Annotated in this window: 16 protein-coding genes; 7 read left to right on the top strand and 9 right to left on the bottom strand. The window is 63.8% G+C overall.

The window, feature by feature from the left end:
• Positions 1-23 precede the first annotated feature (23 nt).
• Complete coding sequence (locus tag ACFQL3_RS17435) at positions 24-1307, bottom strand: adenosylhomocysteinase (protein WP_377056642.1); 1284 nt, start codon at positions 1305-1307, stop codon at positions 24-26.
• A 134-nt stretch (positions 1308-1441) separates the two neighbouring features.
• Between ACFQL3_RS17435 and ACFQL3_RS17430 the strand changes: the two genes are divergently transcribed.
• The gene (locus tag ACFQL3_RS17430; RefSeq protein WP_377056640.1) at positions 1442-1714 is read left to right on the top strand and encodes an AbrB/MazE/SpoVT family DNA-binding domain-containing protein; all 273 of its coding nucleotides are present in this window, start codon (positions 1442-1444) and stop codon (positions 1712-1714) included.
• The gene (locus ACFQL3_RS17425; RefSeq protein ID WP_377056638.1) at positions 1714-2151 is read left to right on the top strand and encodes a type II toxin-antitoxin system VapC family toxin; all 438 of its coding nucleotides are present in this window, start codon (positions 1714-1716) and stop codon (positions 2149-2151) included. Before ACFQL3_RS17430 ends, ACFQL3_RS17425 begins: the two co-directional genes overlap by 1 nt.
• A 24-nt stretch (positions 2152-2175) precedes the next feature.
• On the opposite strand, the gene psmB is transcribed toward ACFQL3_RS17425, so the two are convergent.
• Positions 2176-2865: an archaeal proteasome endopeptidase complex subunit beta gene (gene psmB, locus ACFQL3_RS17420; protein WP_377056636.1), complete on the bottom strand. Its 690-nt coding sequence runs from the start codon at positions 2863-2865 to the stop codon at positions 2176-2178.
• Positions 2858-3589, bottom strand: a complete 732-nt coding sequence (gene psmA, locus ACFQL3_RS17415; protein ID WP_377056634.1) for an archaeal proteasome endopeptidase complex subunit alpha — start codon at positions 3587-3589, stop codon at positions 2858-2860. The genes psmB and psmA overlap by 8 nt, the downstream gene beginning before the upstream one ends.
• Positions 3590-3901: 312 nt before the next feature.
• On the opposite strand from psmA, the gene ACFQL3_RS17410 reads away from it, so the two are divergent.
• The gene (locus tag ACFQL3_RS17410) at positions 3902-5221 is read left to right on the top strand and encodes an MATE family efflux transporter (RefSeq protein ID WP_377057139.1); all 1320 of its coding nucleotides are present in this window, start codon (positions 3902-3904) and stop codon (positions 5219-5221) included.
• A gap of 28 nt (positions 5222-5249) precedes the next feature.
• On the opposite strand, the gene ACFQL3_RS17405 is transcribed toward ACFQL3_RS17410, so the two are convergent.
• On the bottom strand, positions 5250-6200 hold the full coding sequence (locus ACFQL3_RS17405) for a hypothetical protein (RefSeq protein WP_377056632.1): 951 nt from the start codon (positions 6198-6200) through the stop codon (positions 5250-5252).
• A 144-nt stretch (positions 6201-6344) separates the two neighbouring features.
• Positions 6345-7646: an amidohydrolase gene (locus tag ACFQL3_RS17400; RefSeq protein WP_377056630.1), complete on the bottom strand. Its 1302-nt coding sequence runs from the start codon at positions 7644-7646 to the stop codon at positions 6345-6347.
• 83 nt (positions 7647-7729) lie between these two features.
• On the opposite strand from ACFQL3_RS17400, the gene hisG reads away from it, so the two are divergent.
• Positions 7730-8590: an ATP phosphoribosyltransferase gene (gene hisG, locus ACFQL3_RS17395; protein WP_377056628.1), complete on the top strand. Its 861-nt coding sequence runs from the start codon at positions 7730-7732 to the stop codon at positions 8588-8590.
• A 4-nt stretch (positions 8591-8594) separates the two neighbouring features.
• On the opposite strand, the gene ACFQL3_RS17390 is transcribed toward hisG, so the two are convergent.
• The 3 genes from ACFQL3_RS17390 to ACFQL3_RS17380 all read right to left on the bottom strand — a co-directional run bounded on the left by ACFQL3_RS17390 (position 8595) and on the right by ACFQL3_RS17380 (position 10183).
• A complete protein-coding gene (locus ACFQL3_RS17390) occupies positions 8595-8951 on the bottom strand; it encodes an SHOCT domain-containing protein (RefSeq protein ID WP_377056626.1) in 357 nt (118 codons plus the stop codon).
• Between the two features lie 242 nt (positions 8952-9193).
• Complete coding sequence (locus ACFQL3_RS17385; protein ID WP_377056624.1) at positions 9194-9550, bottom strand: DUF7473 family protein; 357 nt, start codon at positions 9548-9550, stop codon at positions 9194-9196.
• A gap of 72 nt (positions 9551-9622) precedes the next feature.
• The gene (locus ACFQL3_RS17380; RefSeq protein WP_377056622.1) at positions 9623-10183 is read right to left on the bottom strand and encodes a TATA-box-binding protein; all 561 of its coding nucleotides are present in this window, start codon (positions 10181-10183) and stop codon (positions 9623-9625) included.
• Positions 10184-10320: 137 nt separating this feature from the next.
• On the opposite strand from ACFQL3_RS17380, the gene ACFQL3_RS17375 reads away from it, so the two are divergent.
• The gene (locus ACFQL3_RS17375; protein WP_377057138.1) at positions 10321-11391 is read left to right on the top strand and encodes a methyltransferase domain-containing protein; all 1071 of its coding nucleotides are present in this window, start codon (positions 10321-10323) and stop codon (positions 11389-11391) included.
• Positions 11392-11468: 77 nt separating this feature from the next.
• On the opposite strand, the gene ACFQL3_RS17370 is transcribed toward ACFQL3_RS17375, so the two are convergent.
• Positions 11469-12488 carry an AAA family ATPase gene (locus tag ACFQL3_RS17370; RefSeq protein ID WP_377056620.1) on the bottom strand — a complete coding sequence of 340 codons (1020 nt, stop codon included), beginning with the start codon at positions 12486-12488 and terminating at the stop codon, positions 11469-11471.
• 85 nt (positions 12489-12573) lie between these two features.
• Between ACFQL3_RS17370 and rnz the strand changes: the two genes are divergently transcribed.
• Positions 12574-13500: a ribonuclease Z gene (gene rnz, locus ACFQL3_RS17365; protein ID WP_377056618.1), complete on the top strand. Its 927-nt coding sequence runs from the start codon at positions 12574-12576 to the stop codon at positions 13498-13500.
• Positions 13501-13580: 80 nt separating this feature from the next.
• Positions 13581-13799, top strand: coding sequence for a hypothetical protein (locus ACFQL3_RS17360; protein ID WP_377056616.1), 219 nt, complete (start codon positions 13581-13583; stop codon positions 13797-13799).
• The last annotated feature ends 29 nt before the right edge of the window (positions 13800-13828 follow it).

Here is a 13828-nt window from a genome sequence, read left to right as displayed (position 1 = left end):
CGCAAAGAAGCGGGTTTGAGCGCTTACGTCCCGTGGTCCCAGCTACTCATGTACTCGGCCTGCTCGTCGGAGAGCGAGTCGAACTCCACACCCTCGGCGTGGAGTTTGATCTCGGCGATCTCCCGGTCCAGGTCGTCCGGGACGTCGTGGGCGCCGGCCGCGTACTCGTCACCGTTCTGGGCGATTTCGCGGGCGGCGACGGCCTGAATCCCGAAGCTCTGGTCCATCACTTCGACGGGGTGGCCCAGCGCGATGGGGCTGGCGAGGTTGACCAGACGACCCTCGGCGAGGACGTTGAGGCGGCGGCCGTCGTCGAGTTCGTACGTCTGGACGCCGTCTCGGGCCTCGTAGGTGTCGACTGCGAGGTCCGATAGCTGATCGAGGTTGACCTCGACGTCGAAGTGGCCCGCGTTGGCGAGCAGAACGCCGTCCTGCATGGCCTCGAAGTGTTCATCGGTGATGACGTCGCGGTTCCCGGTCGTGGTGATGAAGACGTCGCCCTCTTTCGCGGCTTCGGCCATCGGCTTGACCTCGTAGCCTTCCATGTGGGCTTCGAGCGCGCGGCGTGGTTCGACTTCGGTGACGATGACGTCCGCGTTCTGGCCCGAGGCCTTCTTCGCGACGCCGCGGCCACAGTCGCCGTAGCCGGCGACGACGAGGGTCTTGCCGGCCCACGAGAGGTTCGTCGTCATGGCGATGTTCGCCAGCGAGGACTCACCGGTGCCGTGAACGTTGTCGAACAACCGCTTCATCGGCGTGTCGTTGACGGCAAAGACCGGGTAGTCGAGCGCGTCGTCCTCGTCCATCGCGCGCAGGCGGTGGACGCCGGTAGTGGTCTCCTCACAGCCACCGACGATGGAGTCGATCAGTTCGGGGTACTCCTCGTGGATGCGGAAGATCAGGTCCGCGCCGTCGTCGACCGTAATCGTCGGTTCGTGGTCGATAACGGCGTCGATGGCGGCGTAGTACTCCTCGTCGTCGACGCCGCGTTTCGCGTAGCTACTGATGTGGTCGTGCTCGTCCAGCGCCGCGCTGACGTCGTCGTGGGTGGAGAGGGGGTTACAGCCGGTGATCGCCACGTCAGCACCGCCTTCCGCGAGCAGTTCGACCAGACACGCCGTCTTCGCTTCGACGTGCATCGCCATCCCGATGCGCTGGCCCTCCAGGGGCTGGTCGGCGACGAAGTCGTCGCGAAGCGCGTTCAGAATCGGCATGTGCTGGCGTGCCCAGTCCATCTTTCGGTGGCCGTCCTCGCGAGCGCCCTCGACGTCGTCGAGGTGCTCGGAGATCGGCTGGTAATCACTCATGCTCGAACGGAGGGCCAGCATCTCCTTTACGCTACCGGACCTGTCTCGGATCTCGGTACGAAGTGATTCGTTATTAACGAGTGCATATCACATGTAGGGCAACATGTATATGAAGAGACGCAGTATTTCGTGATATGGCAACCGACGGAACACCCGAAGAAACGAAAGTTAGTGACCGTGGGATGGTCACTGTCCCCGCTTCGCTCCGCCGACGGCTGGACATCGAACCTGGCGACAGGCTCCGCTGGGACGTCGACAAAGAAGGAAATCTGTCCGTAGAGATCGTTCGCCAGCGATACGGGGCATTCGACGACGACGATCTACAGGCCGATCTCGGGAGCGATGGCCTCGAGGGACACGATGTTGCAGGATACGAATCCGATCCAACGTTTGAAGAGGATAACTGATGGGAAGAGCTGTCGTCGATACGAACGTCCTCATTGATTACAAGAACACGAGAGCAGACGATCGCCACCGACGAGCAGTCGATATCGTTCGGGGCATCGACAGCGGAGAACTACCGACCGGTGTGGTAACAGATAGTGTCCTGCTAGAGACGTTGAACTGGATTCACGAGCGTCAACGTCACGATATTGCTATCGACCTCCGTCAACGCCTGTCCGAATCAGCAGGCTTCGAGATCGTTCACTCGGCACAAGCCGACTTTCACCGAGCAGTAGAACTGTTCGAAACCTACGAGGGCCTCGCCTTCGGAGATGCGACGATCGCGGCATACATGGAACGGACGGAGTTAGAGTATCTGTATACCTGGGACGATGACTTCGACGCCCTCGATAGTTGTATCCGGCTATCGAGCGCCGAAAACCCGTTCGACAGCCAGTAGACGGCCCAATGGAAAAACCCGACGCTACAGCACGTCGTCGAAGTCCTTGTGGCCCTCGATCTCGACGCCGTCGCCCGTGATGTCGGCGAGGAAGACGCCGTTGCCGCTAGCGGTGTCGCGCTCGGTCGCGCTGTGGACGGCGCGAGCGACGAGTGTGCGGGTCTCCTCCAGCGAGAGGCCCTCCTCGTAATCGTTTTCGAGGACGCCGTAGGCGACCTGCATCCCGCTCCCCGTGACCGTGTAGTCGTCGGAAACGACGCCGCCTGCGGGGTCGATGCTGTAGACGTGACTGCCCTCTGCGTCGACGCCGCCGAGGATCGGGTTGATCGCGCGGAACGGGCCGCCGCGGGCGTAGTTGCCGGCCATCGTCGCCAGCGCGGGGATGCTCATCGATTCGCCACGGCGGGTCTCGTACAGCGCCGCCTCCGACCGAAGCGAGCGGATGAACGACTGTGCACCGCCGACGGAACCGACGAGCGTCATCGCCGCCGTCGGGTGAATCGGCTCAACCTTCTGGACGTCCTTGTTCGAGACGAAGCGGCCGCCGAGACTGGCGCGCATGTCGGTACCGATTACGACGCCGTCCTCGGTGGCGATGCCCACCGTCGTCGTTCCGGTCGACGTGACCACATCGTCGTCGTTTCGGGATTCGTGACCGTTTGGCGGGCCGAGTTTGGGGTCCATCGGCGACCGACCGGTGTTCCAGTTACTCATCGAAGCTCATCTCCGCAAAGATCGCTTCGAGGTCGTCGTGGGCCACGGTCCGGTAGGTTTCGTCGTCGACCGGCACGGTGGCGACCTCCACGTCGTCTGCAGTGAGGTCATCCTCGACGGTCTCCTCGAGCGCGCCGAGTGCGAGGTCGATCCCGCCGTCGAGATCGAGATTGTCGTCGTAGTGGTCGTCCAGGAACGCCTGGCTGTCCTCGCGGCCGCCGCCGATGGCGACTGCCTGCCACTCGTAGTCGGTACCCGAGGGGTCAGTCTCGAACAGGCGCGGCGTACCGTCTTCGACACCCGCGACGAGCAGGGCGACGCCGAACGGGCGCGCGCCGCCGGTCTGGGTGTACTCCTGGATGTGGTCGGTTACTGCGCGGGTCAGCGTCTCGACACCGATCGTCTCGCCGTAGCGGAGCTGTTCCGTCTGAGCGCGCTGGCGCGCGACGTCGACGAGTTTGCGCGCGTCGGCGACGTGGCCGGCGCTGGCGATACCGACATGATCGTCGGCTCGGTGGATCTTCTCGACGCTGGAGCGCTCCATGAGCGGCGAGCGAACGCTTCGGTTCGCGGCGATCACGACGCCGTCGGGCGTCCGGACGCCGACGCTCGCGGTACCGCGCTTGACTGCTTCGCGGGCGTACTCGACCTGATAGAGGCGACCGTCGGGCGAGAATATCGTCGTCCCGCGGTCGTAGGCCTGCTGTTGGGATTGATTTTGCATTTGAGTACGGTCACCGGCCGATCGACCGGCTAACCTTACCCATGGTAGGGTATTTTAAGGTAAAGGCCTTGCGTAGCACGAAGATCGTGCGACGGCCGGAGCGACGCGCGCCCGGGCATCCGGCGTCGCGTTCGAAGGCCGATCACGATCCCCACGGGCAACAAACTCCGGTCGACCGGTAGTTCCCCTTCCTCAACGTTCAACTATCACCTCCACCAAGCGGAGTTAGTGAGCGATTCGAGCACCGATTCGACCGGATGGGCCCGCCTCAGATCGGTCTGGCAGTCGGTGTTCGCTCTCTCGTGGCCGGTGATGACCGAGCAGGTGTTGCGAACGCTGATGCGGACGACCGACGTGATCGTCGCTGGGTTCTTTTCGCCAGCGGCCATCACCGCCGTCGGGCTAGCGGATATCTACGCCCGGCTACCGCTCTGGTTCGGGTTGGGCGTCGGCGACGGCGCGATTGCACTATCGAGTCAGGACACCGGCAGTGGCGCGAGCGCCAACCGCGACGAAGCGGTGAGCACGGCGCTCACGCTGGGCCTGCTCGCCGGGATCCCCTTCGTCGTCTTCGGGTTGCTGTTCGAACAGGCCGCCATCGGCGTACTCGGAGCCGAACAGGACGTCGTGGTGATCGGCGCGAGCTATCTCGCCGTCATCCTCTTTTCCTCGCCGGCGCGGCATACGACCCTGATCGCCGCCAAGTCGATCCAGGGCACTGGCGACACGCGGACGCCGATGTACGTCAATCTCGCCAGCAACGTCCTCAACATCGGACTGACGGTCGGGTTGGCGTTCGGCGTCGCCGGGATACCCGAGTACGGCGTGGTCGGTATCGCAATCGCGACGGCGGTCGCGGACGTCTTTGCGGCGGTCGTCTTCCTGCTGGTCCTCGGAAGCGAGGCAAGCGAGATCAGTCTCATCCGCCCCTCCGATCACGTCATCGCTAAACAACTCGTGGTCATCAGCGCGCCGCGGATCGCGGAAGGGCTCTCGGAAGTCGTCGCACAGTTCCCCTTCAACGCCATCCTGCTCACGTTCGGGACGGAGGTCAACGCCGCCTACCACATCGGGATGCGGCTCTACCAGCAGGTCGCCGCACCGCTCTCGCGGGGCTACGGCGTCGCGGCGAACGTCCTCGTCGGGCAGGCGCTCGGCCGCGGCGAACCGGAGAGCGCCTACTACGACGGGCTGGCGACGGCTGCACTGGGGGCGCTCACCGTGGGCGGCCTCGGCGGTGTGCTCTTTTTCGTCGCCGACGAGTTCGTCCGCATCTTCACGCGTGATCCGGTGACGATCGGCTATGCCGTCAACTTCGCTCGGGCCTACGCCGTCGCTACCGTGCTCATCGGCCCGTACGCCATCCTCGCCGGTGCGCTCCGGGGCGGTAGCGAGACGCGCCCGCCCTTCGTCGCCAAAGTGACCGGGACGTTCGTCTTCCTGCTCGGCGTCACCTACGTCGGCGGCGTCCACCTGGAGTACGGCGTCCTCGCCGCCTACGTCGCCATCGTCGCCGACTACGTCTGGCGCGACCTATTCCTCGGGAGCGTCTACTACCAGCGGGACTGGCTCAACCGTGGCACCAGACTGATGCGCGAACGTGGGAGTATAGACGGCGCTAGCGAGGAGTGAGCTACAAAAAGAAACGCTACGGAACCGATCAGACGTCGGCGTCGTCGCCGTCAGTCTGCTCTTCGGTGTCGTCCGCGTCAGTGTCGTCCTCTTCCGTTTCGTCCTCGTCCACGTCGTCACCGCCCGGTCCAGCGTTGGCCGGCGGACCGCGTTTGTCTTCCTCGTCGTCTTCGTCGGCGTCGTCATCGCTCGGTCCTGCGTTGGCCGGCGGTCCCTGCTTGTCGTCGTCCTCACCGTCAGGACCTGCGTGCTCTGGCGGACCCGCGTGGTCCGGAATCTTGTCAGCTGCCGGGTTGTTGTCAGTCACAAACTGGGCGACCTGCAGACCCATCGGCCCACTAACGTCTTCGTCCTGCAGGGTCGCGACGAACGAGGACACTTCCTGTCCGAAGTTCGTCGCTGCGTCATCAGGCGATAGCGTGACGGTCGTCTCACCGGTTCGCTCGCCGTCGGTCGCCGTCAACGTGACTTCGACCGCATCCTCGGGCGTGGGGAGTTCGACCGTGCCGTTCTCGTCGGTCGTGTACTCCTCAGTACCGTCGTAGGTGTAGTCCTCTTCTTCCTCTTCAGCCTCGTCCTCTTCTTCCGCTTCGTCTTCCTCAGACTCTTCGTCGTCTTCGGATTCTTCCTCGTCTTCGTCCGATCCGTCGTCCTCAGTCTCTTCTTCCTCTGTAGACGTTTCATCGGACTCTTCGTCGTCCGATTCGTCGTCCTCAGTCTCTTCTTCGGTCTCTTCTTCCTCTTCAGTCTCTTCTTCATCCTCGACATCGTCGTCGACGATTTCGAGAGTCACGTTCGCGCCCTCGACGGGCCCGTCGGTGTCGTTGACCGTGACGACGTTGTCATCGGAGACGGTGATCGTCAGGTCCTCTGTATCATCTTCTGCCACAGCCGCTCCCGCGGCCGCCGGTGCCACGAGCGACGCAATCATCAGCACGGCACCGAGGATTGCGAACAGTTGAGTACGGTTGCGTGTCATCTGTACTGATACCAGACAGGTCAGTATGATAAAGGGAGAGTCTCGTTCAGTCGGTTCAGACGATCTGGCAAGTAAATTGCAACCTATCAAAAGCCGTTACAGAGTTTAATACCTCTTCTAAACGTTTAACTTCGATATGCAGAGTCAGTCGTCCGCTTCCGCACGGGCGACCAGCGATGCGGCGTGGTCGGTCGCGGATTCGATTACGGCCTCCTCGTCGAGGGACAGAACCTCGCGATTGCGCATCAGAACCTCGCCGTCGACCACCGTATGCCGGACGTCACTGCCCGAAACGGCGTAGGACAGGTGGCTCACGAGGTCGTGGGGCGGGGACAGTCGCGGGGCGTCGAGGTCGATGACCGCGAGGTCGGCGTTGGCACCGGGTTCGATGCGGCCGCTGTCGAAACCGAGCGCGTCGGCGCTACCGGTCGTCGCGAGCGAGAAGGCGGTTTCGGCGTCGACCGCGCTGGCGTCGTCGGCCGCGAGTTTGCCGATCATGGCGGCGTCGCGGATCTCGTCGAACATGTCGAGGTCGTTGTTCGAGGCCGCGCCGTCGGTGCCGAGACCGACTGTGACGCCCGCGTCGAGCAGGTCCTGAACTGGAGCCATCCCACTGGCGAGTTTCATGTTCGAGGCCGGACAGTGGATCGCTGCCGCGCCCGAGTCTGCGAGCAGTTCGATCTCCCGGTCGTCGACGTGAACGCAGTGAGCGAGATAGTCGTCGGCACCGAGCATCCCGTGTTCGTCGGCGAACTCGATGGGCCTGAGGCTCTGCTCGTCGACGATAGGGGCGACCTCGCCCGGCGTCTCGTTGGCGTGGTAATGCAGCGGGACGTCGAGGCCCCGCGCCCCTTCGACGAAGTCGGAGAAGTACTCGGTGGCGACGGTCGTCAGGCTATGGGGCATCACGGCAGTAGTGATCCTGTCGTCCTCGATGTCGTCGTACTTGCCGGCGATTTCGACGCTCGTCTGGACGTCTTCGGCGGCCGCCTCGTCGTCTTTCGCGACGGTGACGGTGGCGTGACCGACACGGGCGCGCAGACCGCTTTCCTCGATCGCCTCGACGATGTTGGGCACCATGAAGTACATGTCGCCGAAGGCGGTCGTCCCGGACTTGATCATCTCCAGCACGCCGAGTTTCGTCCCGGCGTAGACGTCCTCGGGCGTCAACTCGGCCTCGGTCGGCCAGATATCCTCCTGTAGCCAGCGGTCGAGCGGCTTGTCGTCGGCGTAGCCACGCAGTAGCGTCATCGCGACGTGACAGTGGGCGTTGACGAGGCCGGGAATCACCAGCGAGTCCTCCGCGTCGAGATACTCGTCCTCGCCCTCGATATCGGGGCCGATCTCCAGGATCTCGCCGGCGTCCTGATCGACCAGCACGTCGGCGTCTATCACGGACATATCGGGACGGAGAACCTTCCCGCCCGCGATTCGCAATGTCGTCATGGCGCGGAGTTCGGAGGGGAGCCAGTTAACCGAACCGGTGCAGGCCGAAACACAGTTGACCCGGGGCCGCGAAGCCACTGGCAATGCGAATCGCTGTCCCCAACAAAGGTCGTCTACACGAGCCAGCACTCGATCTGTTGGAGCGCTCGGGCCTGCACGTCGTCGATGGCGCGGATCGGAAACTGTACGCCGAGACGGTCGATCCGGATGTCACGCTACTGTTCGCCCGCGCGGCTGACATCCCAAAGTACGTCAGCGACGGCGCGGCCGACGTGGGCATCACCGGCCACGACCAGCTCGCGGAGGCCGCCCCCGAAAACGTCACCGAACTGCTGGATCTCGGCTTCGGGCAGTGCCGACTCGTCCTCGCATCACCCGAAGAGGGAGACATCAAGAGCGTCGAGCAACTAGATGGGAAGCAGGTCGCCACCGAGTTCCCGACGATTGCTCGGAACTACTTCGACGAGCAGGGTGTCGACCCCGACATCGTCGAGGTTACCGGTGCGACAGAGCTCACCCCGCACGTCGAGATGGCCGACGCCATTATCGACATCACGAGCACGGGGACGACGCTCAAAGTCAATCGGCTCGGGATCATCGACGAGGTGCTCGACAGTTCAGTACGGCTGTTCGCCCGCGACGACGTGCTCGACGACGACAAGGTCGGCCAGATCGAGACCGCGCTCTCGTCGGTGCTGAGCGCGGACGGCAAACGCTATCTGATGATGAACGTCCCCGAGAGCCGCCTCGACGCGGTCCGTGACGTGATCCCCGGTATGGGCGGCCCCACAGTCATGGACATCGCCAGCGAGAACGGCACGGACGGGATGGTCGCGGTCCACGCGGTCGTCGACGAGCGGGACGTCTTCGAGACGATCACCGAGGTAAAATCCGAGGGGGCAAGCGATATCCTCGTAACAGAGATCGAACGACTCGTCGAGTAACGCCTCAGCGCTCCTCACGAAGCCGTTCGCGCCGGCGCTCGAACTCCTCGTCGGAGAGGTCCCCCCGAGCGTACGCGGTGCGGAGTTCTTCGAGCGCAGCGTCTTCTTGCTCCTGTCCACCGTCGCGGAGGCCGACGTACAGCAGATACACCAGCGCGATGAACAACAGCAGCGGCACGATGCCGAACAGGCCGAACCAGCCGCCGCCACCGGGTGCCATGTGGCCGCCGACGCCGCCGACGCCGCCGACGCCGCCGAAGCCACCGAACAGGATCATCGATCCCATCCACAGCATCGGCAGGAGGACGAGGAGACCGACGACGAGCAACACCGCGCGCAGCACACCGCTGTCGTTGCTCATGCTACCACCGCCGCCGCTGCTGTCGCGTTCCGGTGTGTCATCCCGACGTGAGTGCCGGTCACCGAACTGTCGATAGCGTCTGCGAGGGCGTGGTGAATCATACGAGTCACGCTAGTACGTACGACGGCTTCTCAGTTAGCGGTGGGGGTGAAAACTCATCTGTGAAAACAGCCCATGGCGTTTCTAAGCATATTTAACACCGTTTTAGTGACGAGACCGTTCGTGCAGCCGTTTCTGCGGCGTCAGATAAGCAGCGAAGTGAGCACGGACCCGAGCAGAATGCTGATCGCGAAGTGAGAGATCGTAATCGCGCCAGCGAAGCGTCGGTCGGTGTCGTACAACCGCTTGATAGCGAAGTAATCGGCGACGAGTGCCGCGATAATGACGAGGAGTACTTCGGGACCCCCACCCAGCAACTGGACCCCGACGACGATGAGGACGGCGGGGACAGCACCGACCATCAGTCCGTGCTCGATGCGGACGTCGCCGAGCACGAACCGGGCGGCCAGATGCGCGGTAATGCCGTAAAAGACGGTCACGATGAGAAGCGTCCCGAGCACGGCCGGAATCGTCTCGGGAACGACAGAGAGAGCTATCATATGTCGGTGTTCCAGTGGGTGAACTTGTAAATGCTGATCTACTGTGCTCGAAGAATCGGTATCGAAGAGTCGTTACTCCAGCAGGCCGAGGTCTTCGAGGCGGGAGACGATCTTGTCGACGGCGTGCTCGGCGTCGACGGGCTTTTTGCCGCCGGTGATGACGAGTTTGCCGCTACCGAACAGCAGCGCAACGACTTCCGGATCGTCGAGACGGTAGACGAGGCCGGGGAACTGCTCGGGTTCGTACTCGATGTTTTCGAGACCGAGACCGATCGCGATGGCGTTCAGATTGAGGTTGTGACCCAGATCCGCAGACGTAACGATGTTCTGGACGACGATTTCGGGATCCTCGTTGACGTTGATCTCCAGGTCACGGAGTTTGTCGAAGACGATCCGCAGACTCTCGTGGACGTCGTCGGTCGACTTCGCGCCAGTACAGACGATCTTACCGGAGCGGAAGATGAGCGCGGCCGACTTGGGCTCCTGGGTGCGGTAGACGAGACCGGGGAACTGCTCGGGATCGTAATCCGCGCCTTCGAGGTCCATTGCGACGCTCTGGAGATCGAGCTCCTGTCCGATCCCCGTCGAAGCGACGACGTTTTCGATATTGATAGTTTCCTTGGGGTCGCTCATAGTACGTTTAAAGGTTGTATTTAAGCTTTATAAAGGTTGATGCCACGGAACCATACGTTGGGTTCCTTGCAGGTCAACGATCCGAAATGACAGCCGAAACCGGCCGATTCTTGAGCGACGGCGACCCATCATCACGTGTGTACCTGCTGGAACTCGGCGGCGAAGACGACCGGTTCGGGGCCTGTGAGGCGGCGAGCGCCGCCAGCGGTGCCGAGTTGATCGCGCCGGGCGTCGTACGGGCACCCGCAATCGACCGCGAGAAGGTCTCGAAACTCGCGTACACGCGCCGAGCGAGCGAACTCGTCGGGACAGCAGACGCGGACGTCCGGAGCGCCGAGGCGTTGCTCTCCGCGGCACCGCTCGACCGCTCCGGCTCTGTCGCGGTGCGCGCCGTCGACGTCCGGGCGAGCACCGGTATCGATACCCAGCGCGTCGAGCGCGCGCTCGGCGACGTGCTCGTCGACCGGGGGTTCTCGGTGGACCTCGACGACCCAGACCACGTCCTGCAGGCGGTATTTTCCGGGGAAGTGGCGTGGGAGCGCGACGGCGATATCGACCCACGCGAGGCCGTCACGGCCGGCACCGCCACCCCCGTTCCGATCGAAGACGACCCCAAGAGACTCTGCGCTCTGGGCTGGCTTGCGGTCGAGAGCGTCCGGGAGTACGGGTCGCGCGCGCCGACCGACCGCCCCTTCTTCCAGCCTGGAAGCATGGATCCGCTGCTGGCGCGCGCACTGGTGAACATCGCCGGTGCGGAGCCCGGTCGAACGCTCGTCGATCCGATGTGTGGCACCGGCGGCGTCCTGATCGAGGGAGGACTGGTCGGCGCGTCGGTGCTCGGCGTCGACGCCCAGGACAAGATGGTCCGCGGAGCGGCCCGGAACCTCGCCGACGCCGTCGACGAGGAGCACGTCCTCGGCACCCTGCGCGGCGACGCGACCCACCTCCCGCTGCCAGACGGCGCCGCCGACGCCGTGGTCTTCGACGCTCCCTACGGTCGCCAGTCGAAAATCGCCAATCTGGATCTCTCGGATCTGGTCGCGGGCGCGCTTGCCGAAGCGCGCCGCATCGCGGACCGCGCGGTCGTCGTCGCGGACCGCTCGTGGGAACAGGAAGCGAGAGCGGCCGACTGGACGGTCGACGCGCGATTCGAGCGACGCGTCCACCGCTCGCTAACGCGCTATGTCCTCGTACTAAGTAGCGAGTAACCCGTTTCTCGGCCAATACTACGTCTATTGAAGTGTAGAGCTGCGGTTCCCGAAGTGTATGACTACAAAATTCGCAGTTAGGCTTCGGCCGACCAGGTCAACTCCGGCAGTCGCGAGAGCAGATGCGAGACGTGCAGGCGGTCATTCGTTCCCTCGGTGAGATCCAGATCGATCTCGCCCGCCAGGCGATAGAGCTTCGTCTGCCGGTCGCCGTCGTATCGGGACTGTGCGATCCGCAGGATATCCTGAACGACTTCCTCGCCCGAGAGTCCCTCGTCGACGAGCAGGTCATCGAGCGTCGAGCGGGCGTCGGTGAACTCGCCCGCCTCGGCGGCGTCTAGCATCTCCTTGACCTGATCGTCGGTACCGACCTCGCCGAGCGCCTCGTAGGCGGCGTTGCGGGTGATCTCACCCTCCTGCTCGTAGGTCGTCTGCACACCCAGAATCGCCTTGCGGAGGTCGCCATCGGCGTAGCCCGCAATGAACTTGATGCCGTTCTGGTCGAACTCGGCGTCCTCGGCGACGGCGATCCGTTCGAGCACGGTCGCTATCTCCTCGTGGGTCGGTGCGCGGACCGGTACCGGGAAACATCGCGAGCGGATCGGCGGGATGAGCTTGGTCGGCTGACGCGTCGTGATGACGAACTGCGTGGTCTGGTGATGCCGCTCCATCACGCGCCGCAGCGCCTGCTGGAAGTCCTCGCGGATCGCCTCGGCGTTGTCCAGCACGATCGTCTTGTAGGAGCCGGAGACCGGCGCGTAGCTGGCCGATTCCTTGAGGACGTGATTGATCATGTCGCGTTTCGCCATCGAACTGCGCCCCTCGAGAAACGAGGCGAAGCGCGGGTCGTTCTTGATCTCCGTCTTCGTCCGGTCGAAGAAATCCGCGACGTTGATCTCGATCAGATCGTTGTCCGGGTCCTCGTGGGCTTCGGCAGCGAGCGCGCGGACGGCGGCGGTCTTGCCGCTCCCCGGCGGGCCGTGAAGCACCAGGTTCAGCGGGTCGTCGACGCCGCGCTGGAGATACTCGCGGACGTCGTCCTGGGGCAGCTCGTCCAGATCGGGGGCGTGCACGTCGGTCCACAGCGGCGAGTCCATTACCCGGTCGTAGCGCTCGCGGGGGTAAGAATCGGTCGGTCGGGATCCGAAGCCGGTTTACCGGGCGGGCGACCAGTGAGAGGTAATGACGCTTCGCGTGACGTTTCTGGGGACCAGCGGGGCCGTACCGACAACCAGACGCAACCCCAGCGCGATTTCGGTCGCCCGCGAAGGCGACCACCTCCTGTTCGACTGCGCCGAGGGCACCCAGCGCCAGATGATGCGCTTTGGCACCGGCTTCGACGTCTCGCATCTCTTTATTACCCATACCCACGGCGATCACACCTACGGGCTGCCCGGCCTGCTGGACACGATGGATTTCAACGACCGCGAGACGGGGATGACGATTCACGTCCCGCCGGGCGAAAAGGGCAGTATCAAGGCCTTCATCGAGTCCGCAGGCGGGCGACCCTCCTTTCCGCTCCGGATCAACGAGGTCGGCTACGACGACGTGGTGCTCCGGACCGACGAGTACGTGGTCCGCACCTTCCCCGTCGACCATCGGACGACCGCAGTCGGCTACGCCCTGATCGAGGACGACCGGAAGGGCCGCTTCGACCGCGAGCACGCCGAGGAACTCGGCGTTCCCGTCGGGCCGAAGTTCTCGCAACTCCACGAGGGCGAGCCAGTAGAACTCGACGACGGGGCGGTCGTCGACCCCGAGCAGGTCGTCGGTGAGCCACGGCCCGGCCGGACGTTCGTCTACACCGGCGACACTCGACCCAGCGACGAGACAGTCGATATCGCCGAGAACGCCGACCTGCTCGTCCACGACGCCACCTTCGCCGAGGACCGACTCGACCGCGCTCTGAAGACTGGCCACTCGACGGCAAGCGAGGCCGCCGGGGTCGCCCAGCGCGCGGACGCGAAACGCCTCGCACTCGTCCACATCTCCTCGCGGTATACCGGCGACGTGAGCGACCACCGCCTGGAGGCCAGCGAAGCGTTCGACGGCGAGGTGTTCGTCCCCGACGACGGCGATACCGTCGACGTGCCGTTTCCGGACTCCTGAGCGCCTCAGACCGGGGCAGCGCCGATACTTAGCGCTGAAAAACGGGAGATTTTATCAGCTAGTCGTCACGATATCCGAATATGGCGAGCGAGCCCTCCACCGAAGAGCTCGAACAACGGATCGACGACCTGGAAACACGACTCGACGCCACTATCACGAAAATTCAGCTCCTCGTCGCGGCGGGAATCACACTCCCCCTCGTCCTGATTGCGTTCCTGATTTCGCCGGAGGTAGGGATCGTTCTCGGCCTGACAGTGCTGTTCGCCGGGGGCGCAGTCTGGGGTCAGACGAAGGGGTAACGGGGACAAGATTCACTTACCGTCACCGC

Source organism: Natronoarchaeum sp. GCM10025321 (assembly GCF_042663585.1).
Lineage (GTDB): Archaea > Halobacteriota > Halobacteria > Halobacteriales > Natronoarchaeaceae > Natranaeroarchaeum.
Note: the sequence above shows the minus strand (reverse complement) of the source record. Positions and strands in the feature narration are given on the sequence as shown.

Excerpts from the sequence above, each read along its gene's own strand:
- hisG (WP_377056628.1), top strand. The coding sequence starts at position 7,730 with ATGCGAATCGCTGTCCCCAACAAAGGTCGTCTACACGAGCCAGCACTC.
- ACFQL3_RS17360 (WP_377056616.1), top strand. The coding sequence starts at position 13,581 with ATGGCGAGCGAGCCCTCCACCGAAGAGCTCGAACAACGGATCGACGAC.
- ACFQL3_RS17435 (WP_377056642.1), bottom strand. The coding sequence starts at position 1,307 with ATGAGTGATTACCAGCCGATCTCCGAGCACCTCGACGACGTCGAGGGC.
- ACFQL3_RS17430 (WP_377056640.1), top strand. The coding sequence starts at position 1,442 with ATGGCAACCGACGGAACACCCGAAGAAACGAAAGTTAGTGACCGTGGG.
- ACFQL3_RS17405 (WP_377056632.1), bottom strand. The coding sequence starts at position 6,200 with ATGACACGCAACCGTACTCAACTGTTCGCAATCCTCGGTGCCGTGCTG.
- psmA (WP_377056634.1), bottom strand. The coding sequence starts at position 3,589 with ATGCAAAATCAATCCCAACAGCAGGCCTACGACCGCGGGACGACGATA.
- ACFQL3_RS17380 (WP_377056622.1), bottom strand. The coding sequence starts at position 10,183 with ATGAGCGACCCCAAGGAAACTATCAATATCGAAAACGTCGTCGCTTCG.
- rnz (WP_377056618.1), top strand. The coding sequence starts at position 12,574 with ATGACGCTTCGCGTGACGTTTCTGGGGACCAGCGGGGCCGTACCGACA.
- ACFQL3_RS17425 (WP_377056638.1), top strand. The coding sequence starts at position 1,714 with ATGGGAAGAGCTGTCGTCGATACGAACGTCCTCATTGATTACAAGAAC.
- ACFQL3_RS17410 (WP_377057139.1), top strand. The coding sequence starts at position 3,902 with ATGACCGAGCAGGTGTTGCGAACGCTGATGCGGACGACCGACGTGATC.
- ACFQL3_RS17370 (WP_377056620.1), bottom strand. The coding sequence starts at position 12,488 with ATGGACTCGCCGCTGTGGACCGACGTGCACGCCCCCGATCTGGACGAG.
- psmB (WP_377056636.1), bottom strand. The coding sequence starts at position 2,865 with ATGAGTAACTGGAACACCGGTCGGTCGCCGATGGACCCCAAACTCGGC.
- ACFQL3_RS17390 (WP_377056626.1), bottom strand. The coding sequence starts at position 8,951 with ATGAGCAACGACAGCGGTGTGCTGCGCGCGGTGTTGCTCGTCGTCGGT.
- ACFQL3_RS17400 (WP_377056630.1), bottom strand. The coding sequence starts at position 7,646 with ATGACGACATTGCGAATCGCGGGCGGGAAGGTTCTCCGTCCCGATATG.
- ACFQL3_RS17385 (WP_377056624.1), bottom strand. The coding sequence starts at position 9,550 with ATGATAGCTCTCTCTGTCGTTCCCGAGACGATTCCGGCCGTGCTCGGG.